Annotated in this window: 24 protein-coding genes; 19 read left to right on the top strand and 5 right to left on the bottom strand. The window is 69.3% G+C overall.

What is annotated here, in order from left to right; all coding sequences use genetic code 11:
• The first annotated feature begins 286 nt into the window (after window positions 1–286).
• Window positions 287–787, top strand: coding sequence for a hypothetical protein (locus AB0I94_RS33110; RefSeq protein WP_363313416.1), 501 nt, complete (start codon window positions 287–289; stop codon window positions 785–787).
• Between the two features lie 103 nt (window positions 788–890).
• On the opposite strand, the gene AB0I94_RS33105 is transcribed toward AB0I94_RS33110, so the two are convergent.
• Both AB0I94_RS33105 and AB0I94_RS33100 read right to left on the bottom strand, forming a co-directional pair.
• The gene (locus tag AB0I94_RS33105; RefSeq protein WP_363313415.1) at window positions 891–1,073 is read right to left on the bottom strand and encodes a DUF397 domain-containing protein; all 183 of its coding nucleotides are present in this window, start codon (window positions 1,071–1,073) and stop codon (window positions 891–893) included.
• A 9-nt stretch (window positions 1,074–1,082) separates the two neighbouring features.
• Window positions 1,083–1,934 carry a DUF5753 domain-containing protein gene (locus AB0I94_RS33100; RefSeq protein ID WP_363313414.1) on the bottom strand — a complete coding sequence of 284 codons (852 nt, stop codon included), beginning with the start codon at window positions 1,932–1,934 and terminating at the stop codon, window positions 1,083–1,085.
• A gap of 226 nt (window positions 1,935–2,160) precedes the next feature.
• On the opposite strand from AB0I94_RS33100, the gene AB0I94_RS33095 reads away from it, so the two are divergent.
• A complete protein-coding gene (locus AB0I94_RS33095) occupies window positions 2,161–2,661 on the top strand; it encodes an ATP-binding protein (protein ID WP_363313413.1) in 501 nt (166 codons plus the stop codon).
• Here the strand turns inward: AB0I94_RS33095 and AB0I94_RS33090 are convergent.
• Window positions 2,651–3,136 (bottom strand): cupin domain-containing protein, encoded by a 486-nt coding sequence (locus AB0I94_RS33090; RefSeq protein ID WP_363313412.1) that lies wholly within the window; start codon window positions 3,134–3,136, stop codon window positions 2,651–2,653. The two genes, AB0I94_RS33095 and AB0I94_RS33090, sit on opposite strands and share 11 nt — an antisense overlap.
• 182 nt (window positions 3,137–3,318) lie before the next feature.
• On the opposite strand from AB0I94_RS33090, the gene AB0I94_RS33085 reads away from it, so the two are divergent.
• The 3 genes from AB0I94_RS33085 to AB0I94_RS33075 all read left to right on the top strand — a co-directional run bounded on the left by AB0I94_RS33085 (window position 3,319) and on the right by AB0I94_RS33075 (window position 7,160).
• Window positions 3,319–4,248, top strand: a complete 930-nt coding sequence (locus AB0I94_RS33085; protein ID WP_363313411.1) for a hypothetical protein — start codon at window positions 3,319–3,321, stop codon at window positions 4,246–4,248.
• Between the two features lie 237 nt (window positions 4,249–4,485).
• A complete protein-coding gene (locus AB0I94_RS33080; protein ID WP_363313410.1) occupies window positions 4,486–5,847 on the top strand; it encodes a nitrate/nitrite transporter in 1,362 nt (453 codons plus the stop codon).
• 131 nt (window positions 5,848–5,978) lie between these two features.
• Window positions 5,979–7,160, top strand: coding sequence for a uroporphyrinogen-III synthase (locus tag AB0I94_RS33075; protein WP_363313409.1), 1,182 nt, complete (start codon window positions 5,979–5,981; stop codon window positions 7,158–7,160).
• Here the strand turns inward: AB0I94_RS33075 and AB0I94_RS33070 are convergent.
• A complete protein-coding gene (locus AB0I94_RS33070) occupies window positions 7,112–7,609 on the bottom strand; it encodes an anthrone oxygenase family protein (RefSeq protein ID WP_363313478.1) in 498 nt (165 codons plus the stop codon). The genes AB0I94_RS33075 and AB0I94_RS33070 overlap by 49 nt on opposite strands.
• Window positions 7,610–7,865: 256 nt before the next feature.
• On the opposite strand from AB0I94_RS33070, the gene AB0I94_RS33065 reads away from it, so the two are divergent.
• From AB0I94_RS33065 to AB0I94_RS33040, 6 genes are all read left to right on the top strand, one after another.
• On the top strand, window positions 7,866–8,453 hold the full coding sequence (locus AB0I94_RS33065) for an ABATE domain-containing protein (protein WP_363313408.1): 588 nt from the start codon (window positions 7,866–7,868) through the stop codon (window positions 8,451–8,453).
• 95 nt (window positions 8,454–8,548) lie between these two features.
• Window positions 8,549–9,133 (top strand): sigma-70 family RNA polymerase sigma factor, encoded by a 585-nt coding sequence (locus tag AB0I94_RS33060; RefSeq protein WP_363313407.1) that lies wholly within the window; start codon window positions 8,549–8,551, stop codon window positions 9,131–9,133.
• Window positions 9,130–9,930 carry a zf-HC2 domain-containing protein gene (locus AB0I94_RS33055; RefSeq protein WP_363313406.1) on the top strand — a complete coding sequence of 267 codons (801 nt, stop codon included), beginning with the start codon at window positions 9,130–9,132 and terminating at the stop codon, window positions 9,928–9,930. Before AB0I94_RS33060 ends, AB0I94_RS33055 begins: the two co-directional genes overlap by 4 nt.
• A 93-nt stretch (window positions 9,931–10,023) precedes the next feature.
• Window positions 10,024–12,402 (top strand): UvrD-helicase domain-containing protein, encoded by a 2,379-nt coding sequence (locus AB0I94_RS33050; protein ID WP_363313405.1) that lies wholly within the window; start codon window positions 10,024–10,026, stop codon window positions 12,400–12,402.
• 349 nt (window positions 12,403–12,751) lie between these two features.
• The gene (locus AB0I94_RS33045) at window positions 12,752–14,185 is read left to right on the top strand and encodes an NAD-dependent malic enzyme (RefSeq protein WP_363313404.1); all 1,434 of its coding nucleotides are present in this window, start codon (window positions 12,752–12,754) and stop codon (window positions 14,183–14,185) included.
• Window positions 14,186–14,481: 296 nt separating this feature from the next.
• Entirely contained in the window at window positions 14,482–14,763 is a 282-nt protein-coding gene (locus tag AB0I94_RS33040; RefSeq protein ID WP_161701580.1) for an HU family DNA-binding protein, read from the top strand.
• Between the two features lie 69 nt (window positions 14,764–14,832).
• On the opposite strand, the gene murA is transcribed toward AB0I94_RS33040, so the two are convergent.
• On the bottom strand, window positions 14,833–16,176 hold the full coding sequence (gene murA, locus AB0I94_RS33035; protein ID WP_363313403.1) for a UDP-N-acetylglucosamine 1-carboxyvinyltransferase: 1,344 nt from the start codon (window positions 16,174–16,176) through the stop codon (window positions 14,833–14,835).
• A 245-nt stretch (window positions 16,177–16,421) separates the two neighbouring features.
• Between murA and AB0I94_RS33030 the strand changes: the two genes are divergently transcribed.
• The 8 genes from AB0I94_RS33030 (at window position 16,422) to AB0I94_RS32995 (ending at window position 22,824) form a co-directional block, all read left to right on the top strand.
• The gene (locus tag AB0I94_RS33030) at window positions 16,422–17,018 is read left to right on the top strand and encodes a YqgE/AlgH family protein (protein WP_363313402.1); all 597 of its coding nucleotides are present in this window, start codon (window positions 16,422–16,424) and stop codon (window positions 17,016–17,018) included.
• Window positions 17,019–17,184: 166 nt separating this feature from the next.
• A complete protein-coding gene (locus tag AB0I94_RS33025; RefSeq protein ID WP_344521859.1) occupies window positions 17,185–17,499 on the top strand; it encodes a hypothetical protein in 315 nt (104 codons plus the stop codon).
• Complete coding sequence (locus AB0I94_RS33020) at window positions 17,496–18,800, top strand: putative T7SS-secreted protein (protein WP_363313401.1); 1,305 nt, start codon at window positions 17,496–17,498, stop codon at window positions 18,798–18,800. The genes AB0I94_RS33025 and AB0I94_RS33020 overlap by 4 nt, the downstream gene beginning before the upstream one ends.
• A 12-nt stretch (window positions 18,801–18,812) precedes the next feature.
• Window positions 18,813–19,394, top strand: a complete 582-nt coding sequence (locus tag AB0I94_RS33015; RefSeq protein WP_363313400.1) for a hypothetical protein — start codon at window positions 18,813–18,815, stop codon at window positions 19,392–19,394.
• On the top strand, window positions 19,391–20,131 hold the full coding sequence (locus tag AB0I94_RS33010) for a hypothetical protein (RefSeq protein ID WP_363313399.1): 741 nt from the start codon (window positions 19,391–19,393) through the stop codon (window positions 20,129–20,131). Before AB0I94_RS33015 ends, AB0I94_RS33010 begins: the two co-directional genes overlap by 4 nt.
• Window positions 20,128–20,676 carry a hypothetical protein gene (locus AB0I94_RS33005; RefSeq protein ID WP_363313398.1) on the top strand — a complete coding sequence of 183 codons (549 nt, stop codon included), beginning with the start codon at window positions 20,128–20,130 and terminating at the stop codon, window positions 20,674–20,676. The genes AB0I94_RS33010 and AB0I94_RS33005 overlap by 4 nt, the downstream gene beginning before the upstream one ends.
• Window positions 20,677–20,803: 127 nt before the next feature.
• Window positions 20,804–21,112: a DUF3039 domain-containing protein gene (locus tag AB0I94_RS33000; RefSeq protein ID WP_363313397.1), complete on the top strand. Its 309-nt coding sequence runs from the start codon at window positions 20,804–20,806 to the stop codon at window positions 21,110–21,112.
• A gap of 95 nt (window positions 21,113–21,207) precedes the next feature.
• On the top strand, window positions 21,208–22,824 hold the full coding sequence (locus AB0I94_RS32995; RefSeq protein WP_363313396.1) for a beta-N-acetylhexosaminidase: 1,617 nt from the start codon (window positions 21,208–21,210) through the stop codon (window positions 22,822–22,824).
• The last annotated feature ends 221 nt before the right edge of the window (window positions 22,825–23,045 follow it).

Here is a 23,045-nt window from a genome sequence, read left to right as displayed (position 1 = left end):
GGCCTGCTGGTACGAGCCAGCGTTCTCGCCCAAGGAGATTGAATCCACGGTCAAGGCTTGGCGCAAGGTCAGCATCATGGGGATCGGTGAACTGGTTGGAGGTGTGTATGACTCCTACTACAAGGAGGGCCACCCATACAAGAACTACAACCTCGACAAGCAAGGCGAGGGGAAGTTTTGGGCGGCAGCCGTCAACCCCAATCGGAAGGATGACCCGGAGGCCGGCGCATGCGACAAACTACCTTTCTGGGTTCCTAACGGGGAGACTCCCAAGGAGCCGCTCGCGGTGTCCCCGAGGGTCCTCGCCGAGTATGCCTACGACGAACTCCCTGTCCCTGGCACCGAGATCGAGATGGCTCCCGAGGGTGATACGAAGGTCAACCTGCCCACGTGGGTATGGCTCGACAAGGCCAAGTTCAAGAAGATCTCGGTGACCGCGAGCCTTCCGGGCACCGGTCTTTCCGCGACGACAACAGCCGAACCGATCTCCATGAAGATCGCTCCCGGGACGACGGACGCCGAGACCTACCCCGCTTCCGGGGAATGCCCCATCGAGGACGGCAAGATCGGCGTACCCCGCGCCAAGGGCACGCCCGCCGACACGTTGCCGCCGTGCGGTGTGAAGTACCTGCGGTCCTCCGGCGACGGCTCGTACAACCTCCAGGCGACCCTCACCTGGAAGATCAGCTGGACCAGCACCACTGGCGAGGGCGGTGACCTTCCCGCAGGGGAGTTCGGCGCGGATCAGCAAGTGGCAGTGGAGGAGATCCAGTCCATCAACCGCTGAGTGCTCCTCGCTGGGGGGGGGGGGGCGAGGCTGCGTCGGTTGCAGGAGAGTCTCAGTGGGCGGGGTGATTGGCGGCGTGTCAGCGGGACTTTCTTGCAACCGGTCAGCATGGGGTGGCTTTGAGGGTGCGTATGAGGGCGTGGAGGCGGGCGGGGGTTGTCGTGAGGGTGACGTCGGGGTCGTCGCTTTCGCGGAGGCGGATTGTGCCGTCCGGGGTGGCGGCTATGTAGACGCAGTTCGATGCGTCGCCGCTGTACGTGGACTTCTGCCAGTTGTGCGTGTGCATGGTTCGTCCTCAGAGTTCCTGGGTCAGCTTGTGGATCAGGTCGCGTGATGGAGACGGCTTGAGCGCGCCCTTCTCCATGCGGTCCAGCACAGAGCGGTACTTGGCCAACTGTGCCTCTGCATCCAGGAATTCGCAGCCGTGGTGTGTGTCTAGCTGGACGGTGTCCAGCCGCGGCACCGGTCCTGTTAGGTAGTCGACGGACTGCCCGGTCCCGGGAAACGGGGTGTGTCCGAAGGGGATCACTCGGACGGTCACGTTGGGCAGTTCGCTCATCTCATTGACGTGCTGGAGCTGCGCGCGGCTCACGCCTGCGCCGCCGAACCCCATCCGCAGAGCAGACTCGTGAATGACTGCGGTGTACGGGGTCGGAGTTGCTCGGTGGAGGATCTCCTGGCGCTTCATGCGGTGCGTTAGACGGTGCTCAATCTCGTACTGCCGCATGGGTGGGACCACCTCGCGGAACAGTGCGCGGGCGTGTTCCGTGGTCTGCAGGAGCGCCGGGATGTGGATCACCAGGGCGACACGCACCTCCAAGGCGTGGTGCTCCAGTTCGGCAAGGTCGATCAGGCTGACGGGCAGGTGATCGCGGTACTGGTCCCACCAGCCGCGCTTCCGGCCGCCCGTCATGGAAGCCAAGGCGTCGACGAGGGCTGCATCAGCGCAGCTGTAGCTGCGGGCGAAGGTGTGGACGCGGTCAGCGCTTACGGGGTATCGGCCTGCCTCGATGCTGCTGATCTGCCCCTGCTTGAGCCCGAGAAGCGTGGCGGCGGCGGTCGCGGTAAGCCCTGCGTGCTCGCGGAGCCTGCGCAGTTCTGTTCCTAGTCGCCGCTGACGCAGGGTCGGATTGGTGCTGGGCGGCACGTATGCCTTCTCTCTCCTCGAATTGCACCCTCGGGTCACCCACACGAGGGAAACATGAAGCTCATCTCCTGTTTGGTATCAAGTATCACACCGGCTGCCCTACGGTGGTCGTCATGCCGCTCAACTAGCCGCACCTGTAAGTCGGAAGAGCACCGCACCGAGCGGTACCGCCACCGCTGGGAGTTGTCCCCGGGCGGCTCGTACCCCCTTCCTCCCAGGAGCCTCCATGGTCACCGTAGCCCCACCCCAAGGCTGGTCCTACGCCCTTCATCTGCCCCGCGATCCAAGAGCGCCCCGCGTCGCCCGTATGACCTTGCGGGCCGCGCTCACCGGGCACGGCATGGGTGAACTGCTCGACGTGGCCGAGCTGTTGACGTCCGAGATGGTCACCAATGCCTACAGGCACACCAAAGGGCCTTCCTCCCTGCGGCTGCGGTCCGTTCGGGGCGGGCGGCTTCGGGTCGGGGTGTGGGACAGCAACCCTCATATCCCCGAACCCTTCGACAAGCCACCCGGTGCGTTCGGCGCACCGCCCGCGCCGGCCGACTCCGACAGCGGGCGTGGGCTCTTCCTCGTACGGCAGTGTGCTGACGCATGGGGCGGGTGGCCGCTCGGGGATCAGCTCTTCGGCAGTGGAGGGAAGTTGTTGTGGTTCGAGGTGGGGGAGGCCGCGGGGTGTGCGAGTGGTGTGGGCCCGGCATGGAGGGGCGAGAGCTCTAGAAGATGAGGCCGTGCTTCGCTACCAGGACCATGGTCGCTTCCATGTCCGTCGAGCAGCCGTAGAGCCCCGCCTTCTGCTGCATCGCCTCCGGGCTCAACTCCTCGCTCTGCCGGTCGAGCCACCGGAACAGCTCCTCAAGGCCTCCCGGAGAGATGATCTCCAGCAACCGGGCCGGGGTGTCACCCGCGTTCCAGAACGTGTGCCACTCGTCGCGTGGCTTGAATACGAGATCGCCGGGCCCGGCCACGACTTCCTCATCACCGAACCTCGCACCGACCGACCCTTCGAGGATGAAACTGAACTCGTCCTCGCGAGTGTGCTTGTGCACCGGGGCTGCGAGGACCTTTGGCGGCAGACGGTGCTCGACAAGCGTGAAGCGGCCATCCTGCTCACGGCTGTCGACCAGGAACCGGTCCCCGCACGCCTGCTCCGGCTGACGGAGCTCACCGTCCTCCGGCCCCAATATCCGATGCTCGATCACTGGGCACACCACCCTCCGCGAGGGTTCGACAGACGACCTATTTCGACGATACGCGCCTTCCGGTCGGCACCGGCGGGGCTTGTGCCGTGGATGGCGGGTGGTGGATGTTGGGGAGTGGGCGGGGGCAGGGGGTCTCCGCCGGGCTCTGCGAAGGGCCGGACAGCGAGGGGATCCGAACCCATATGACCCAGCCTCCCGGCCAGCCGCCGCAGGACCCGCGGGGAGGATTCGGCCCTCCGCCGCAGGAGCCCCAGCAGCCCGTACCCGGGGCGCCTGCTGGTCCTTACGGGGCCCCGCCGCCCCAGAACCCGGACGGCCAGAACCCGGGCAGCCAGAACCCGTACGCGGGCCCGCCGCCCGCGCAACCGCCGCCCGCCCAACCGCCCTACGGCCAGCCCCCGCAAGGCCAGCAGCCCTACGGTCAGCCCCAGCCAGGCCCCTACGGCCACCCGCCCCAGGGCGCCCAGAGCCCCTACGGGCAGCAACCCTTCGGCCAGCCCGACCCCCAGTACGCCGCCTATCCACCGCCCCCTCCGCCCGGCGGCCCCGCAGCCCCCCGCAACAAGAAGCTCGCCCTCGTCATCGGATCCGTCGTCGTGGCTGTCGCCCTCATCGGCGGCGGTATCTTCCTCGTCACCAGTGGTGACAGCGACAGCGACGGCGACCAGAAGCCGAAGGCCGACAAGAGCGTGGCGGCCAGCCCCTCCGCCTCCGAGTCCGAAGAGGCGCCCTCCCCGGAACCCTCCGAAGCTCCCACCACCGAGGACCCCCTCGACGAACCCTCCGAGGCGACCCGGCCCGCCGGCGACACCGGCTACCAAGGCCAGTGGCAGAACGACGAGGCCAAGACCCTCACCATCGGCGCCAAGCTGGCCTCGGGGCAGGGCAAGGGCAAGCACTCCGTCTCGTACATCGACGCGGGCGGCGACGGCCTCTGCATGGGGCTCGGGCAGGAGCAGGGCGGCAGCGGCTTCCGTATCGCCCTGAAGTGCGGCACCGGCGACGACGCGAAGTACATCTCGGCCGACCTCACCCAGGCCAACGACGAAGTGACCCTGAAGTGGGACAAGGGCGGCGGCAGTGACGTACTCCCGTGGGTGAACAAGGCCTGAGCCGTCAGCGGACGGCCCTCCGCCAGCGGACACGGACGGCCCCCGCGACGCGGACGGCCCTCCGCCCGCTGGCGCGGACGGCCCTCCGCCCGCGGACCCTCACCGCGCACCCCGTCAGGGAGCCCTCACCGCCCACCCCGCCCCCAGGTGAGAGCAACGTTCCCCGCCGGTCACCGCGTGCCACAGAGCTGAAACCCGGTCTCCCTACCTTCGGATCATCAGCCGTCGGCTGTGGAGATGCGGAGGTCTGGCATGTGGATCCAACGGTGGGACCCGGAGGACGAGAGGTTCTGGAAGGAGGAGGGAGGGGAGCGCGTCGCCCGGCGGAACCTGGTGTTCTCGATCCTCTCGGAACACATCGGGTTCTCCATCTGGACCCTGTGGTCCGTGATGGTCTTGTTCATGGGGCCCGAGTACGGGATCGATCCCGCCGGTAAGTTCTTCCTGGTCTCCATGGCGACGCTCGTCGGGGCCGTCGCCCGCGTCCCGTACACCTTCGCCGTCGCCCGCTTCGGCGGGCGCAACTGGACGATCATCTCGGCGAGCATGCTGCTCGTGCCGACCGTCGCGGCCTTCGCCGTGATGGAACCCGGCACCTCCTACACCACCTTCATGCTCTGCGCCCTCCTCACCGGTGTCGGCGGCGGCAACTTCGCCTCCTCCATGACCAACATCAACTCCTTCTTCCCGCTGCGGAAGAAGGGGTGGGCGCTCGGGCTCAACGCCGGTGGCGGCAACATCGGCGTACCCGTCGTGCAGCTCGCCGGGCTCGCGGTCATCGGAGCTGGGGGCGGGCCGCGCGTGCTCCTCGGGATCTACATCCCGCTCATCCTCGTCTCCGCCGTCTGCGCCGCCCTCTTCATGGACAACCTCGCCACCGTGAAGAACGACACCGGGGCCGCCAAGGAAGCCGTACGGGACGCGCACACCTGGATCATGGCCTTTCTGTACGTGGGGACCTTCGGGTCCTTCATCGGGTACAGCTTCGCCTTCGGACTCGTCCTGCAGACCCAGTTCGGGCGTACGCCGCTGCAGGCCGCCACGGTCACCTTCATCGGGCCGCTGCTCGGCTCGCTGATCCGGCCCGTCGGCGGGCGGCTCGCGGACCGGTTCGGCGGGGCCCGCATCACGCTGTGGAACTTCGTCGGGATGGGCGCGGCCACCGGCGTCGTCGTCATGGCCTCCATGCGGGAGTCGCTCGCTCTCTTCGTCACCGCCTTCGTCGTGCTCTTCGTGCTCAGCGGGCTCGGTAACGGGTCGACGTACAAGATGATCCCCGGCATCTTCCAGGCCAAGGCCCTCCAGAAGGGCCTCCACGGGGAAGCCGCCGCGGCCTACGGGCGGCGCCTCTCCGGGGCCTCCATGGGGCTCATCGGAGCCGTCGGCGCGCTCGGCGGGCTCGGGATCAACCTCGCCTTCCGGCAGTCCTTCCAGACCGTGGGGTCAGGGACCGGCGCCTTCGTCGCCTTCCTCGTCTTCTACGCCGCGTGCTTCTGCGTCACGTGGGCCGTATACCTTCGCCGGCCGACGGCCACCCCGGACGCCGGGCAGACCTCGGACGCTCAGGAGAAGCCCCAGCTCACGTACGCGCAGGTCTGACGCGGGGGCAGTCGTAGCCTGGTGTAACACGTACGACATCGTGATGATCCGGGGTTGTCACGGGCCGTTGGCAGGCTCGTGCAACTCCGGACCACCCATCACGCAGTACTAGCGGGACGAGAGCAGCTGCCATGCACGGGACCCCTCAGAACGGTCAACAGGACAACCGTCACCAGAGCAACGGTCGCCCGAACGCACCCCTCGCCGGATTCACCGTCGGCGTCACCGCCGCCCGGCGCGCCGACGAGCTCGGTGCGCTGCTCCAGCGGCGCGGCGCCACCGTCCTGCACGCACCCGCCCTGCGCATCGTTCCGCTCGCCGACGACAGCGAACTCCTCTCCGCCACCAAGGAACTGCTCGACCACGCGCCCGACATCGTGATCGCCACCACCGCCATCGGGTTCCGCGGCTGGGTCGAGGCCGCCGACGGCTGGGGCTTCGGCGAAGCGCTTCTGCGATGTCTGCGCGGCGTCGAGCTGCTCGCCCGCGGGCCCAAGGTCAAGGGCGCCATCCGTGCCGCCGGGCTCACCGAGGAGTGGTCACCCACGTCCGAATCCATGGCGGAGGTCCTCGACCGGCTCCTCGACGAGGGCGTCGACGGCAAGCGCATCGCCCTCCAGCTCCACGGAGAACCCCTGCCCGGCTTCGTCGAGTCGCTGCGCGCCGCGGGAGCGGACGTCGTCGGCGTGCCCGTCTACCGGTGGATGCCGCCCGAGGACCTCGCGCCCGTCGACCGGCTCCTCGACGCCACCGTCGCGCGCACCGTCGACGCGCTGACCTTCACCAGCGCGCCCGCCGCCGCGTCCTTCCTGGCCCGCGCCGAGGACCGCGGCATGTCCGACGAGCTCCTGGCCGCCCTCCAGCACGACGTCCTGTCCGCCTGCGTGGGCTCGGTCACCGCGCTGCCGCTCCAGGCCCGCGGTGTCGAGACGGTGCAGCCCGAACGCTTCCGGCTCGGCCCCCTCGTACAGACCCTCTGCCAGGAACTTCCGTCCCGTGCCCGTATGTTGCCCATCGCGGGCCACCGCGTCGAGATCCGCGGGCACGCCGTCCTGGTCGACGAGGAGCTGCGGCCCGTCCCACCGGCGGGCATGTCGCTGCTGCGGACGCTCGCCCGGCGCCCGGGATGGGTGGTCTCCCGCGCCGAGCTGCTTCGCGCGCTGCCCGGCACGGGGCGCGACGAGCACGCCGTGGAGTCCGCGATGGCCAGGCTGCGTACGGCACTTGGGGCGCCCAAGCTCGTCCAGACCGTGGTCAAGCGCGGCTACCGGCTGGCGCTCGATCCCGCCGCCGGGGACAAGTACGCCGACTGACCAGCCCTGTTGTCCCGCCCCCGCAGCACGAGCGCCCGCGCCAGCAGGCCGATCGCGACGGTGGAGAGCAGCGCCCGCACGGCGTTCCAGGCCAGCCACGGGTCCTCGAACTCCTCGCGTACGGCGGCCGGATCGGCGATCTTCGCCGGATCGCCCGCGTCCGCGAGTTGGTCGTTCAGCGGCACGTTCACGGCCGACGTGATCGCGAAGACCACGAGGTAGACGACGAGCGCCGCGAGAACCCACCGGTACGAGCTCGTGCCGCGCAGCTGCCAGGCGGAGACCGCCGTGAACAGCAGGGCTCCGAGGAAACTCGCGAAGAAGACCGGGTTGTTGAACGCGTCGTTCGTGTTCTGCATGACCTCGATGAAGACACGGTCCTCGCTGCGTGCGAGGCCCGGCATGACACCGCAGGAGAAGATGTAGAAGGTTCCGGCGATCAGGCCCATGGTCACGACGGCCGCCCCCAGGACGGCTCCGGCGGAGCCCCCCTTCCGGCCCTGCCCCTGTCCCCGGCTGTTCGTCTCACGGTTGGCTTCCATGGGACCAAGTCAACCGGCCGGACAAGCGCCGGACCATGGTCTCGAAGCGCGCCTCCATAAGCGGGCGTCTCACTCGCCCGGCGGCAGGGGTTCCGCACCCGCCCGAGGACAGGCACTGTAGGGGGAGCACTCACCGGTAACCCCACAAGGCGGTGACAGGCGCATGGCACTGGGCATGGACCCGGCCACCTACGAGCTGCGATTCGACTCAGGGCGGAGCTGTCTGGATCTCGTGGCGACGAACCATCCCGTGGAACGGCTCGACTCCGTGGACCGGCTACGTGCCTGGCTCGCGGGCGCCGGGCTCATCCCGGATCGCACCGCCCTGCCGGGGGCGGGCCCGGCCTGGCTCGCGGGCTTCCGTGAACTGCGGGAGAGTGTGGGCCGGTTGGTACTCGCCGAACTCGAAGGGCGACCCGCCGACGCCGCGTTGGCCAAAGTCAACTCCCTCGCCGCGGCAGCGCCCCCGGCGCCGCGCGCCGTACGGCGGCCCGACGGCAGCCTGGCCCGCGCCCTGGACGGCGACCCCGGCTGCGCGGCCCTGCTCGCCGCCGTCGCCCGCGATGCCGTCGAGCTGCTCACCGACCCCGAGGCGCGCGCCCTGCTGCGCCAGTGCGAGGGCGACAACTGCCCCATCGTGTACCTGGACACGTCACGCGGGCGTCGCCGCCGCTGGTGCTCCAGCGAGGTGTGCGGCAACCGTGAGCGGGTGGCCAGACATCGGAGGCGGGCGGCGCTCGCGCGGACCTGATCGAGTTTCTTCTGGGACGGCTGAACACAACCGTTCCCGTGTACGTACATCCCCGGTGAGCCAGCCAAGACGAAGAGCGGACACCGGAGGCAGACGTGCGCAAGGATTCCGCCGTGGCCGATGAGCGCCCGCAGGCACGCCCGCACCGACATCGCCTGGTCCCTCAACGCAACGGACCTGACGAGGAGTTGATGCGCGCCCTCTACCGCGAGCACGCGGGGCCGCTGCTGGCCTATGTGCTCCGCCTGGTGGCGGGGGACCGGCAGCGCGCCGAAGATGTCGTACAGGAAACGCTCATCCGTGCCTGGAAGAACGCCGGTCAGCTCAATCGTGCGACCGGTTCGGTACGCCCCTGGCTGGTGACGGTCGCCCGGCGCATCGTCATCGACGGCCACCGCAGCCGGCAGGCCCGGCCGCAAGAGGTCGACCCGTCGCCGCTGGAGGTCATCCCCGCGGAGGACGAGATCGATAAGGCGCTGTGGCTGATGACTCTCTCGGACGCGCTCGACGACCTGACCCCCGCGCACCGGGAGGTACTCGTCGAAACCTATTTCAAGGGGCGTACGGTCAATGAGGCGGCCGAGACACTGGGTATACCGAGTGGGACGGTGCGCTCGCGGGTCTTCTACGCGCTGCGCTCGATGAAGCTGGCGCTCGAGGAGCGGGGGGTGACGGCATGAACGAGTCCTACGGACATGACGCGCGGGGCCATGCGGAAGCAGGCGACGTGCACGAGACCGTCGGCGCCTACGCCCTCGGCATCCTGGACGACGCGGAGGCGACGGCCTTCGAGGCACATCTGGCGGTCTGCGAGTTCTGCGCGCACCAGCTGGAGGAGTTCTCCGGCATGGAACCGATGCTGGCCGCGCTCGCGGACCTTCCGGGTGGACGCGGCGTACCGGCGATCGGCGAACAGCTCGCCGCCAGGCCGAGCCCGCGCCTCGCGGACCGCCTTGTGGACGAGGTCTCCGTCAAGCGCGCGCAGAAGCGCAGGCGGGGCATGTACCTGGTCGCCGCGGCGGCGGCGCTGATCGTCGGCGGACCGCTCACGGTCCTCGCGGCGAACGACGACGGCGGGACGACGGACGTGGCGGGCGAACCGCACCCCACGAGCCCCGCCGAGGACGCCTTCTTCCACCACATGGACGACAAGATCAAGGCCACGGACCCGACGACGAAGGTCAGCGCCACGGTCGGCACGGAGAAGAAGGCCTGGGGCACGCACACGGTCCTTGAGCTGAAGAACGTCAAGGGTCCGCTCAAGTGCTCCCTGGTCGCGGTCGGCAAGGACGGCGAGAAGGAGACGGTGACCACCTGGTCCGTCCCGAAGTGGGGTTACGGCATCGAGAACAGCCCGAACAAGTGGGCGCGCAGCCCCCTGTACGTCCACGGCGGCGCCGCGATGGACCGGAACGACATCGACCACTTCGAGGTGACCACCTTCGACGGCGACCGTCTGGTGGAGGTCGACGCGTAGGAGAAGAGCACACGAAGTGCACACAGGGCCCCCCTTTCGCGTACGGTAGACGGCTGCTCGATTGGGCAGCTGCACGTCCGGAAAGGGGCCTCGGTGGCCGACGTACGCGACCGTGAGATCAGCGTCGAACAAGAACATCTCGACCAGGTCTACCGGCGTCTCGAGGAGAAGATCCACGAGGCCGAGTTCCTCATGACCGACGCGGCCAAGCGTTCCCAGGTCGGCACGCCGGGCGCGCTCGCCGAGCGGGACGCCCAGGTGTTTCGCGCGGGAGTGCATCTCAACCGCCTCAACAACGAGTTCGAGGACTTCCTCTTCGGACGCATCGACCTGCTCCTTGGCAAGGACGGCAAGAAGGGCCCGGACGGCGCGTACACGTCGGTCGAGCCCGCCGAGGACGCCGTCGGCGTGAACAACACGGCCGAGATCGCCGAGACCCTGCACATCGGCCGCATCGGCGTCCTGGACGCGGACTACTCCCCGCTGGTGATCGACTGGCGGGCCCCGGCCGCGGCGCCGTTCTACCGCTCGACCCCGGTCGATCCGGGCCGTGTCGTGCGCCGCCGGGTCATCCGCTCCAAGGGCCGCAAGGTCCTCGGCGTCGAGGACGACCTGATGCGTCCGGAGCTCAAGGCGACCCTGGACGGGGAGTCGCTGCCGGTCATCGGCGACGGCGCCCTGATGGCGGCGCTCGGCCAGGCCCGCAGCCACACGATGCGGGACATCGTGGCGTCGATCCAGGCCGAGCAGGACATGGTGATCCGCGCCCCCGCCGCCTCGGTGACGTACGTCGAGGGCGGCCCCGGCACCGGCAAGACCGCCGTGGCCCTGCACCGCGCGGCCTACCTCCTCTACCAGGACCGCCGCCGGTACGCGGGCGGCATCCTCATCGTCTCCCCGACCCCGCTGCTCGTGGCCTACACGGAGGGCGTGCTGCCCTCGCTTGGCGAGGAGGGGCAGGTCGCGATCCGCGCGGTGGGCGCGCTGGCCGACGACACGGCGGGCGCGGTGGAGGCCACCGTCTACGACTCTCCCGCGGTGGCCCGGATCAAGGGCTCCTCCCGGATGCTGCACGTCCTGCAGAAGGCCGCGCGGGGCGCTCTGGACGGTGGCACCGCCGCCGTGAAGACCGCTGCCCAGGACGGCCAGCTGTCGTTCGGGGGGCTCGGCGGGTCCGGCGAGTTCGGAGACGACGGGGACGAGGGCGCCCAGACCCCCGCCGAGACGCCCACAAGGCTCCGTGTGGTCGCCTTCGGCCGCCGCCTGGAGCTCGAGGCCGACGCCTTGGCCCGCATCCGGCGCAACGCGCTCAGCGGCACGGCTCCCGTCAACCTGCTGCGTCCGCGCGCCCGCAAGCTTCTGCTGGACGCCCTGTGGTCCCAGTCGGGCTCCGCGGGCCGGCACAGCGACCCGGAGCTTGCCGCCGAGCTGCGCTCGTCGTTCGACGAGGACGTCACGTCCGAGGACGACTTCATCCGCTTCCTCGACGCCTGGTGGCCCGAACTCACCCCGCGCGCCGTGCTCTCCGCGATGGGCGACGAGCGGCGCCTCGGCCGCTGGGCGCGCCGCATCCTGAACCCCGGAGAGGTCCGCAAGGTCGCCCGCTCCCTCAAGCGCGACGCCCTGTCCGTGCACGACGTGGCGCTCATCGACGAGCTCCAGTCGATTCTCGGTACGCCGCACAGGCCCCGTAAGAAGAAGGACCTCGACCCCCTCGACCTGCTCACCGGGCTCGAAGAGCTGATGCCGCAGCGCGAGGAGTCCCAGCGCGAGCGCGCCGAGCGGCTCGCCGCCGAGCGCACCGAGTACGCGCACGTCATCGTCGACGAGGCCCAGGACCTGACCCCCATGCAGTGGCGGATGGTCGGCCGCAGGGGCCGGCACGCCACGTGGACGATCGTGGGCGACCCCGCCCAGTCCTCCTGGTCCGACCCGGACGAGGCGGCCGCGGCCCGCGACGAGGCCCTGGGCAGCCGTCCCCGCCGCCGCTTCACCCTGACCGTCAACTACCGCAACCCCGCCGAGATCGCCGACCTCGCGGCCAAGGTGCTCGCGCTCGCGATGCCGGGCTCCGAGTCGCCGTCGGCCGTCCGGTCCACCGGAGTGAAGCCCCGCTTCGCCGTCGTGCGCGACAAGGACCTGGGCGCGTCGGTGCGCGAGGAGGCGGCGCTCCTGCTCGACCAGGTGGACGGCACCATCGGCGTCGTCGTGGCGATGAACCGCCGTGAGCAGGCGGCCCGCTGGCTGGACGGGCTCGGCGGGCGCGTGGTGGCGCTCGGCAGTCTGGAGGCCAAGGGGCTCGAGTACGACGCCACGGTCGTCGTCTCGCCCGCGGAGATCGCGGACGAGTCCCCGGCGGGCCTGCGGGTCCTGTACGTGGCGCTGACGCGGGCCACGCAGCAGCTCACGGTGGTTTCCGGCGAGCGCGACGACCCCGACGCGGAGGGCGTGCCGGACCTGCTCCGCGAATGACTTCGCGGGACGGGAATTGCCTTGCGGGATTCGTTTGTTACCGTTGATGTGGCACCGGCCCGATCCAAGCCCCCGGGCCCAACCATCGTCGCTACGAGCGACCACTTGCCGCGAGGCGAGCATGGCGGGTCGGTGTCATAAGCGTTCGAAGAGGCCTTCGTCACCTGGTGACGGAGGCCTCTTTCGGTTCCCCCCTACCGAGTCCCCACAACTTCTCGTATGGTGGAAACAAGTTTCCGAAAAGCTGGTGAACGTAAAGTTCGCAATCCGAGGCGGCTACCACGTACTCAGTGGTAGGTGCGACGATCGGACGGCAAGAGCAACACGGTGAAAGCAGAGGAAGTCGGCCATGGCAACGGCGCCCAGCGTCTCCTACTCGAACACGGTCCGGTTGGAGGTGCCCGCGAGCGGCACCGCGGTCTCCCAGATCACCACGGCCGTCGAGTCCCACGGAGGCTCGGTGACCGGCCTCGACGTCACGGCTTCCGGCCATGAGGCACTCCGGATCGACGTCACGATCGCGGCGACCTCCACGACGCACGGCGACGAGATCGTCGCGCAGCTGCGCACCATCGAGGGCGTCACCGTCGGCAAGGTCTCCGACCGTACGTTCCTGATGCACCTCGGCGGCAAGATCGAGATGGCGTCCAAGCATCCCATCCGCAACCGCGACGACCTCTCCATGATCTACACCCCGGGCGTGGCCCGCGTGTGCATGGCGATCGCCGAGAACCCCGAGGACGCGCGCCGCCTCACCATCAAGCGCAACTCCGTTGCGGTCGTAACGGACGGTTCGGCGGTCCTCGGGCTCGGCAACATCGGCCCGAAGGCCGCGCTGCCCGTCATGGAGGGCAAGGCGGCCCTCTTCAAGCGCTTCGCCGGCATCGACGCCTGGCCGCTGTGCCTGGACACCCAGGACACCGACGAGATCGTCGCGATCGTCAAAGCCATCGCCCCCGGCTTCGCGGGCATCAACCTTGAGGACATCTCGGCGCCGCGCTGCTTCGAGATCGAGGCCCGCCTGCGCGAGGCCCTCGACATCCCCGTCTTCCACGACGACCAGCACGGCACCGCCATCGTCGTGCTCGCCGCGCTGACCAACGCACTTCGCGTGGTGGGCAAGGGAATCGGTGACGTACGCGTCGTCATGTCCGGCGCGGGCGCGGCCGGTACGGCCATCCTCAAGCTGCTCATCGCGGCGGGCGTCAAGCACGCCGTCGTCGCCGACATCCACGGTGTCGTGCACGCGGACCGCGAGGACCTGGTGGATGCCGCGCCGGACTCGCCGCTGCGCTGGATCGCCGACAACACCAACCCCGAGGGCGCCCGCGGCACCCTCAAGGAAGCGGTCGTCGGCGCCGATGTCTTCATCGGCGTGTCGGCCCCGAACGTCCTGAACGCCGACGACGTCGCGGCCATGGCCGATGGCGCCATCGTGTTCGCGCTCGCGAACCCGGACCCCGAGGTCGACCCCGCGATCGCCCGCCAGACGGCGGCAGTTGTGGCCACGGGACGCTCGGACTTCCCGAACCAGATCAACAACGTCCTGGTCTTCCCCGGCGTCTTCCGCGGCCTGCTCGACGCCCAGTCGCGCACCGTCAACACGGAGATGATGCTGGCGGCGGCAGGCGCCCTCGCGGACGTCGTCGCCGAGGACGAGCTCAACCCGAACTACATCATCCCCAGCGTCTTCAACGACAAGGTCGCGGGCGCGGTCGCCGATGCGGTGCGCAGCGCGGCGAAGGCCGCCGGGGTGGCTGTGACAGGCGCCACGGCCCCGTAGTACGGCGCGTCGCGGAACGCAGGGCCCGTAAAGGCCCTCTAGGGTGGCGTGGAAGCGCGCCCCCGACTGCCACCTTCCCAGGGGTGGAGAAGCTTTTCGTGTGACCCCAAGGGGGCCCGGATTGGCTTTCCCGCCGCAGGTGGGGGCAGGATGCCTTTCTGGGCGCGAGGGTCCGGATCACGGACCCGGGTCCGGGGCCTGACCGAGGACCCTGGCAGCATCGGCTTCGCTGTGCCCATCATGCGGCTCCGCCGCGTGGCACGCCTCAACGGCAAGAAGAACACGGGAGTACAAACATGAACCGCAGTGAGCTGGTGGCCGCGCTGGCCGACCGTGCCGAGGTGACCCGCAAGGACGCCGACGCCGTGCTGGCCGCGTTCGCCGAGACCGTCGGCGAGATCGTTGCCAAGGGCGACGAGAAGGTCACCATCCCCGGCTTCCTGACTTTCGAGCGCACCCACCGTGCCGCTCGCACCGCCCGGAACCCGCAGACCGGCGAGCCGATCGACATCCCGGCCGGCTACAGCGTCAAGGTTTCGGCGGGCTCCAAGCTCAAGGAAGCGGCTAAGGGCAAGTAGCCTCAAGCAGCAAACAGAAGGGGCGGTCACCCACTGGGTGACCGCCCCTTCTGCTTGCCTGGTGAAGCGTCAGCCGAGCGTGGCCCGCCCCGGCAGCTCGACCTTCGCGCCGAGCTCCACGAGCTTGTCCATGAAGTTCTCGTAGCCGCGGTTGATCAGGTCGATGCCGTGGACGCGGGACGTGCCCTGCGCCGCCAGAGCGGCGATCAGGTACGAGAAGCCGCCGCGCAGGTCGGGAATGACCAGATCGGCGCCCTGGAGCTTCGTGGGGCCGCTGACGACGGCCGAGTGGAGGAAGTTGCGCTGCCCGAAGCGGCAGTCGGAGCCGCCGAGGCACTCGCGGTAGAGCTGGATGTGCGCGCCCATCTGGTTGAGCGCGGAGGTGAAGCCCAGACGGGACTCGTAGACCGTCTCGTGGACGATGGAGAGCCCCGCGGCCTGCGTGAGGGCCACGACAAGCGGCTGCTGCCAGTCCGTCTGGAAGCCGGGGTGCACGTCCGTCTCCAGGGCGATCGCGTTGAGCGAGCCGCCCGGGTGCCAGAACCGGATGCCCTCGTCGTCGATCTCGAAGGCACCGCCCACCTTCCGGTAGGTGTTCAAGAACGTCATCATCGAGCGCTGCTGGGCGCCGCGGACGTAGATGTTGCCCTCGGTCGCCAGGGCCGCGGAAGCCCATGAGGCGGCCTCCAGGCGGTCCGAGAGGGCGTGGTGGTTGTAGCCGCCCAGGCTGTCGACACCGGTGACCCTTATGGTCCGGTCGGTGTCCATCGCGATGATCGCGCCCATCTTCTGCAGTACGCAGATGAGATCTTCGATCTCGGGCTCGACGGCGGCGTTCGAGAGCTCCGTGACGCCTTCCGCGAGGACGGCGGTCAGCAGGACCTGCTCGGTGGCGCCCACGGACGGGTACGGCAGCTGGATCTTCGTACCGCGCAGCCGCTGCGGGGCCTCCAGGTACTGGCCGCCCTCGCGCTTCTCGATGGTCGCGCCGAACTGGCGGAGCACCTCGAAGTGGAAGTCGATCGGCCGGCCGCCGATGTCGCAGCCGCCGAGGCCGGGAATGAAGGCGTGACCCAGGCGGTGCAGGAGCGGCCCGCAGAACAGGATCGGGATGCGCGAAGAACCCGCGTGCGCGTCGATGTCCGCGACGTTGGCGCTCTCCACGTGCGAGGGGTCCATGATCAGCTCGCCCGGCTCCTCACCCGGGCGGACCGTCACGCCATGCAGCTGCAGGAGTCCGCGTACGACGCGCACGTCGCGGATGTCTGGGACATTGCGCAGCCTGCTCGGAGCGCTGCCGAGCAGCGCGGCGACCATGGCCTTGGGCACGAGGTTCTTCGCGCCGCGGACACGGATCTCGCCCTCCAGCGGGGTTCCGCCGTGGACAAGCAGTACATCGTCGGTGACGGTCATGAATCTCGCGTTCCGATTGGATGGACGGGTGGACCAAAGGGCAAGCGTAATGGGCGTGTACCCCCTCTCCGTAAGGCCAAGGGCATGCGAAACACGTCAGGACTTGGTGACAACACGAACCGTTCGGAACCGGACACTCCGGGTCACTGCCCAATCCGTGCGCTCCGGCCGCTTCAGTGCGCCCCTGAGCTGCGTTCACTCCCGTACGGGCATTGCCTCCCCCCGCGGGGCAAAGATGCGGGATCATGTCGTTCATGACCGAGGTGTCCTCGCTCACAGGGCGGCTGCTCGTGGCCACGCCTGCCCTGGCGGACCCGAACTTCGACCGCGCGGTGGTGCTGCTCCTCGACCACGACGAGGAGGGCTCGCTCGGCGTGGTCCTCAACCGGCCCACGCCGGTGGACGTCGCGGAGATCCTCGAGGGCTGGGGCGAGCTGGCCGGCGCGCCCGGGGTCGTCTTCCAGGGCGGCCCGGTCTCGCTCGACTCCGCTCTCGGCGTGGCGGTGATCCCCGGCGAGGACGCCCCCGCCGCGCGGCCGGGCAGGGGAGAGCCGATCGGCTGGCGCCGCGTGCACGGCGCGATCGGCCTGGTCGACCTGGACACACCCCCGGAGCTCCTGGCCCCGGCACTCGGCTCACTGCGGATCTTCGCCGGGTACGCGGGCTGGGGCCCGGGTCAGCTGGAGGACGAGCTGGTGGAGGGCGCCTGGTACGTGGTGGAGTCCGAGCCGGGAGATGTGTCGTCGCCGGACCCGGAGGGGTTGTGGCGGGCGGTGCTTCGCCGCCAGCGGAGTGAGCTGGCGATGGTGGCTACGTATCCGGATGATCCATCCCTTAACTGACAGGTCAGCGCCTCAGGAGGACTCTCGGTGGCGCGACCACGAGTCACAGGGATAGCGTCGTGACGCGTAACTGACGTCCTGTTACGGGAGTTGACCGTGAAGCGCCGCAATCCGGCCAAGCCGCCCGCCCTCGGGGAGCCTTCGTACGTGTGGGGGGTCTGAATCCGTGGCCGACAGGACCAGATACGACCTCGACCTCATCAAGGATTGCTCGGAGTCGCTCTACCGCATCCATCGTGAGTTCAAGGAGAACGGCGACCCCTCCGACGGCTACGAGAAGGACTTGGGCAGCGACAAGCTGCGCGAGATCTTCGACGACTTCTCCACCACGTGGAAGAAGACGCGCAAGAAGCTCAACAAGGATATCGAGAACCTCGCCAAGATCACGGCCGATGCGGCCAAGGCGTACGAGGACATCGACCACGAGCTCGCACAGGCGCTCCGGGACGCCAAGAAGAGCGACAAGAAGGGCAAGAAGTGAGCAGGCGGCCGACTGACTGGACCCCTCTCTACGACTCCGACCCCGTGCCCGGCGACCCGTACGAGGTCGCACGCCTGGGCAGGAAGCTGCGCGGCATGGCCGAGGAGATCGATAAGCAGGCGCGGAACATCAAGGCGCTGGCATCGGTCGAGAGCTGGGACAGCGACGCGGGTCGCGCCTTTCATGAGGTCGCTGGGGACACCGCGGGGCGCCTGAAGAAGGCGTTCGACCGTTACGACGAGGCCGCCGACGCCTTGGGCACCAAGGTGAGGGAAGGCGAGTCCAAGGAATACGCGAGCGAGCTGCACCGCGCGCAGCGCATGGCGGACAAGGCGCTGGAGGAGTTCCGCAAGGCGGAGGTCGAACAGAAGGCCGCCATGAAGGAGCTGGAGAAGACCAAGGGGACGGTGCCTTCGTCCGAGAAGGACGGCGCCGAGCGCACGAAGCAGCAGAAGAAGCAGGACGACGCCACCTCGGTGATGGCACAGCACCGGCAGAAGATCATGAACGCGGTGGAGATCCGGGACGACGCGGCGGATGCGGCGGCCAAGAAGATCAAGACCGTGATCCATCACGACGGGGTCCGGGATCCTGGTGGGTTCATGAACTGGATCGCGGATCACGCGGATTGGTTCACGGCGGCGGCGACGGTTCTGGCGGTGGTGGCATTGGTCGCCGCGGTGGTCCTGACCGGCCCCTTCGCCGCGGCGCTTCTGGTGGGCCTCGCATCCGCGCTCAGTGCAACCGCTCTCGCGGGCCGGTTGTATGACGTCTTCGCCAGGGGCGGGAAGTTCGATGCGATGGCGATCACCATCGACGTGCTGGGGGTCATACCCGGCCTCGGCGTGCTGAAGGGGGTCACCGCGGCGGCCAAGGGGGCACGGTTCGCCACTGCAGGGAAGACCGTATGGGGCATGTTCACCAACGGCATGGCCGTGAAGGGCATCAACAAGGGAGCCGGCATCGCCTCCAAGCTGCTCGGGAAGTGGGGTTCGAAGATCCCGGGCGGAAGCGCCCTGGGGTCGAAGATCCCCGCTGGAGGCTGGAACCCGGAGAACGTAACGCGGGTCATCAAGGCCGCCGCTCTGACGAACCTGGGCGTGCACTCGATCCTCAAGGTGGCGCGTATCCAGCCAGACAGCGGTGAGCCCGAGCCCCTGACGCCGGATCATGGGCCTGGCGCACGTCCGCAACCCACCCCGAGTCCACCGTCGGAGCACAGCACACCGTCGCCCTCACCGAGGCCGAGCCCGAGTCCGACATCCGCGCCGTTCCATGGCGCCCTGGCGCCCACGGGCTAAGGAGACCGCCTGATGAGTGACTATCACGCTCTGGAGTACGGCAAGTTCGTCGACGACACCGGGACCGCCCACGACATGGTCCCCTCGTCCGTCATCGCCGCGGTTCCTGCCGCAAGAGAGGCGGCCGAGCAGTACGGCCGGGCGGTTCGCTTTGATTTTCTCGATGACAGAGCTGTGCACTGGCTGCTGTTCCAGCGACGTCGAGATGCGGAAAAGGGCAGCCTCGTCGGTTGCCTCCTGGCCCTTCCGATTTTCGTGTTCGGGGTCGGTGCCTGGCCCTTCTGGGATCTCGTCGCCTCGCAGAAGCCCAGGCCTTTCCAGATCGCCTTCATCTGCATCGACGCGCTGATCCTCCTCGCCTGCCTCGTGGTGGCATATCGCCTGCGCCGCCCGGATGTCGTGAGTCAGACGCAGCGCAACATGCGCTGCCGAGCCCGTCTCTATCGCAAGATCGTCGTCATCGCCCGCCGAGGCGGCGCCGACATCCCGAGCATGTACCCGTACTACGGCATGTACGCCACATCCCGGAAGTTCTTCCCCGACGCCCCCGACAGCCCTGTTCCGCCCCTCCAGGAAGGCGATGGCCCCAAGTGACCGCCTCCACCGCTCCAGCCGCGCCGTCGAAACTGGAGTTCATCCCGACCCAAGCCGCGCCGCGCCCCAGCGGGACCGACATTCGGGCCGACGACATCCACGTCCGCTGGGTGATGCCGGAAATCTTTCATGACATCCCCCTCCACGAGGAGGACGAGGACGAGGCGGTCCGGCTCGTCGAGGAGCTCGCGCAGAAGGCGCTGCCAGGGGCCGAGGTCGAGGAGTGGCTCAAGCTCGCGGTCGTCGTCGCGCTCGGCATGGACGACCTGCTGGCCTCCGGCGCCCAGTACGCGGGCGTCTGCGTGAGCGCGGTCGGAGAAGCCCCCTGCAGCGCCACCGTCTACGCCGCGCTGACCGACAGCCCCGAGGGTGACGACCGGGACCCGATCGCGGCGATCGCCTCCAGCCTGCGCCGCGAGGACGCGGGGGAGGTCGCGGAGATCCACCTCCCGTGTGGGCCCGCGGTGTCGTGCGTCGGCACGCGTGACGACGAGGTGACCGGCGAGCTGACCGAGGATCCGCAGGGTCTGACCCTCCCGACGTCGTACATCCGTGTCTACGTACCGCTGCCGAACGGCACCACGCTGGTGATGGAGATGAGCACGCCGACACCCGCGGGGTGGGATCCGTTCGCGACGATGTTCGGAAACATCGTGAGCAGCATCCGCCTGTTCGAGGCGGACGGTGAGCCGCTGATCATCCCGGACGCGGACGCGGACACGGACCCGGACGCGTGAGCGATACCGTGGCGCCGCCCTCCGACTACCGCATCCTCGTCCCCCGCGACTGGTTCCGCGTCGACCTGACGCGGGAGCGGTGGCGCGGGCAGCTCAAGACGTTCGTGGACCGCGAGGCGGCGGACAGCGGCGCCTCCGCCGAGACCCGGCGCGGCATATGGACGACCCTGCGCAACACCGCCGAAGCTGGGGTCGCGCAGGGGGCCCTGGAGTTCTTCCTCAAGGCCGAGTCGCCGCAGGACTCGGCCTTCCCCGCATCGCTGCTGATCTCTCTGCTGCCCACGCCGCCGGGGCTCGCGCCGGACGTCGCCGATCTGGCCGGGACGCTGGCTCGGCGCAGGGGCTCGGGGGCGCGGATCACGACCGGCAAACTCCCGGCGGGGGACATGGTGCGCGTCCTCACGGACGCGACGCTGGACCTGCACGTGCGTATGCCCGGGGGCGTGGGATATCTCGTACTCGCGTTCTCCGTGCCGCTCAGTGGCACAGAAGGCCCCATGGGTGACCTGTGTGACGCGATCGCGTATTCGCTGAGGTGGGTGTGAGCCATAGCTGAGGCAGGGGCTCGCAGGCGTTCGTGGGTCGGCTTCCGCCGGACTTTCGCGTACGCCGAGCAGGTACCGCATGGCGGGCGCTGCCCGGACGCCGCGAGCGTAGGTACCCTTGGATGCCATGAGCACTCTTGAGCCCGAGCCCGAGCGCGGGGCAGGTACGGGGACCCTCGTAGAGCCGACACCGCAGGTGTCGAGCGGTGACGGTGACCACGAGCGCTTCGCGCACTATGTCCAGAAGGACAAGATCATGGCGAGCGCGCTCGACGGTACGCCCGTCGTCGCGCTCTGCGGCAAGGTGTGGGTGCCGGGTCGTGACCCGAAGAAGTACCCCGTCTGCCCGATGTGCAAGGAGATCTACGAGTCCATGGGCGCCGGTGGCGACAAGGACAAGGGCGGCAAGGACGGCAAGGGCGGCGGCAAGAAGTAGCCCCCGGGCGCCGTTCACGGCCCACCTCGCGAGGGGGCGTTGCGTCTGCCGCAACGCCCCTTTTGCGTGGGGCAAGCGCGTGGCAGCCTCGCCGCATGACCTTTGAGCAACTCATCCCGGCGCCCGCACGCGCCGAGGGCCCGCTTCCCGAAGGCTTCATCCTCGACTCCTCGACCACGCTCCGGGCCGGCCCCGGCACCGAGTCCACCGAGCGCTGGCTGCGCGCCACCCTCGGCGGTGCGCTGGGGCTGCCCCTGGCGCCCGGTGACGGCGGTGGTGTCTCGCTGGGCATCGACGACTCCCTCGCTCCCGAGGCGTACCGGCTCACGGTGGGGGAGCGCGGCGTCGAGATCCTCGGTGGCGCCGCTCCCGGCGTCTTCTGGGGGGCCCAGAGCCTGCGCCAGCTCGTCGGGCCCGAGGCGTTCAGGCGCGCCCCGCTGCGGGCGGCGGGGCGGTACACCGTCCCCGGCTGCCTGATCGAGGACAGCCCCCGCTTCGGGTGGCGCGGCATGATGCTCGACGTGGCCAGGCACTTCATGCCCAAGGACGGCGTGCTGCGCTATCTCGACCTCCTCGCCGCCCACAAGCTGAACGTCTTCCACTTCCACCTCACCGACGACCAGGGCTGGCGCGTCGAGATCAAGCGCTACCCCAAGCTGACGGAAGCCGGATCGTGGCGGCCGCGCTCGAAGTGGGGTCACCGCGCGTCCGAGCTGTGGAACGACACCCCGCACGGCGGCTACTACACGCAGGACGACATCCGCGAGATCGTCGCGTACGCCCATGAGCGGCACATCGCCGTCGTACCCGAGATCGACATCCCCGGGCACTCGCAGGCCGCCATCCACGCCTACCCGGAGCTCGGCAACACCGACGTCGTCGACACCTCCTCGCTGGGCGTCTGGGACACCTGGGGCGTCAACCCCAACGTCCTCGCCCCGACCGAGAACACCCTTCGGTTCTACGAAGGGGTGTTTGAAGAAGTGCTCGAGCTCTTCCCGTCCACCTTCATCCATGTCGGTGGCGACGAATGCCCCAAGGACCAGTGGAGGGAGTCGCCCGCCGCGCAGGCCCGCATCAAGGAACTCGGCGTCGGTGACGAGAACGGGCTGCAGAGCTGGTTCATCCGGCACTTCGACAGCTGGCTGACCGCGCGCGGACGCCGGCTCATCGGCTGGGACGAGATCCTGGAGGGCGGCCTCGCGGAGGGTGCCACCGTGTCCTCCTGGCGCGGGTACGGGGGCGGGATCGCGGCGGCCAAGGCCGGTCACGACGTCGTCATGTGCCCCGAGCAGCAGGTGTACTTGGATCACCGGCAGCACGGCGGCCCCGACGAGCCCGCGCCCATCGGCTTCGTCCGCACCCTGGAGGACGTCTACCGCTTCGAGCCGGTGCCGCCGCAGCTCACCGCCGACGAGGCCCGCCACGTGCTCGGCACGCAGGCCAACGTCTGGACCGAGGTGATGGAGTACCAGGCACGCGTCGACTACCAGGTGTTCCCACGCCTCGCCGCCTTCGCCGAGGTCGCCTGGAGCCCGCTCCCGCCGTCCGCCGAGCGTGACTTCGCGGACTTCGAGCGGCGAATGACTCCGCACTACGCGCGACTTGACGCGCTCGGCGTCGACTACCGGCCGCCCGGCGGCCCGTTGCCGTGGCAGAAGCGCCCGGGGGTGCTCGGACGCCCGATCGACGGGGCGCCCCCGAACGTGTGAGGCACACCCCATGGTCCGTGTGTCGGGCCGCCCGCGCTGAGAGCGTGGGCGGCCCGGCGAAAGCCGTGCAAGAGTCACCGAACGTGGCAATTCCCGCTGACCGGCGAGGGTGTGTGAAAACGGCACATCCCCCGGTTCTGCGGACGAATTGCTCCTAGCGGACCCCCGCGCCGGGGGCCGGCGAAGATGTGCCAGAGTTGCCACGTCCGGGCTGTGAGCAC

The sequence above is a fragment of the Streptomyces sp. NPDC050147 genome, assembly GCF_040660195.1.
In the GTDB taxonomy this organism is placed as follows: domain Bacteria; phylum Actinomycetota; class Actinomycetes; order Streptomycetales; family Streptomycetaceae; genus Streptomyces.
The sequence above is the reverse complement of the archived record's forward strand: the minus strand, read 5'-3'. Positions and strand labels throughout refer to the sequence as shown.

Coding starts and splice junctions, on each gene's coding strand:
- AB0I94_RS33070 (WP_363313478.1), bottom strand. CDS start 7,609: ATGGGCCTGATCGCCGGAACCTTCTACATCTTCTCCTGCGGTGTCATG.
- AB0I94_RS33000 (WP_363313397.1), top strand. CDS start 20,804: ATGAGCACTCTTGAGCCCGAGCCCGAGCGCGGGGCAGGTACGGGGACC.
- AB0I94_RS33080 (WP_363313410.1), top strand. CDS start 4,486: ATGCGGAGGTCTGGCATGTGGATCCAACGGTGGGACCCGGAGGACGAG.
- AB0I94_RS33085 (WP_363313411.1), top strand. CDS start 3,319: ATGACCCAGCCTCCCGGCCAGCCGCCGCAGGACCCGCGGGGAGGATTC.
- AB0I94_RS33030 (WP_363313402.1), top strand. CDS start 16,422: ATGTCGTTCATGACCGAGGTGTCCTCGCTCACAGGGCGGCTGCTCGTG.
- murA (WP_363313403.1), bottom strand. CDS start 16,176: ATGACCGTCACCGACGATGTACTGCTTGTCCACGGCGGAACCCCGCTG.
- AB0I94_RS33065 (WP_363313408.1), top strand. CDS start 7,866: ATGGCACTGGGCATGGACCCGGCCACCTACGAGCTGCGATTCGACTCA.
- AB0I94_RS33105 (WP_363313415.1), bottom strand. CDS start 1,073: ATGCACACGCACAACTGGCAGAAGTCCACGTACAGCGGCGACGCATCG.
- AB0I94_RS33040 (WP_161701580.1), top strand. CDS start 14,482: ATGAACCGCAGTGAGCTGGTGGCCGCGCTGGCCGACCGTGCCGAGGTG.
- AB0I94_RS33015 (WP_363313400.1), top strand. CDS start 18,813: ATGAGTGACTATCACGCTCTGGAGTACGGCAAGTTCGTCGACGACACC.
- AB0I94_RS32995 (WP_363313396.1), top strand. CDS start 21,208: ATGACCTTTGAGCAACTCATCCCGGCGCCCGCACGCGCCGAGGGCCCG.
- AB0I94_RS33045 (WP_363313404.1), top strand. CDS start 12,752: ATGGCAACGGCGCCCAGCGTCTCCTACTCGAACACGGTCCGGTTGGAG.
- AB0I94_RS33095 (WP_363313413.1), top strand. CDS start 2,161: ATGGTCACCGTAGCCCCACCCCAAGGCTGGTCCTACGCCCTTCATCTG.
- AB0I94_RS33055 (WP_363313406.1), top strand. CDS start 9,130: ATGAACGAGTCCTACGGACATGACGCGCGGGGCCATGCGGAAGCAGGC.
- AB0I94_RS33075 (WP_363313409.1), top strand. CDS start 5,979: ATGCACGGGACCCCTCAGAACGGTCAACAGGACAACCGTCACCAGAGC.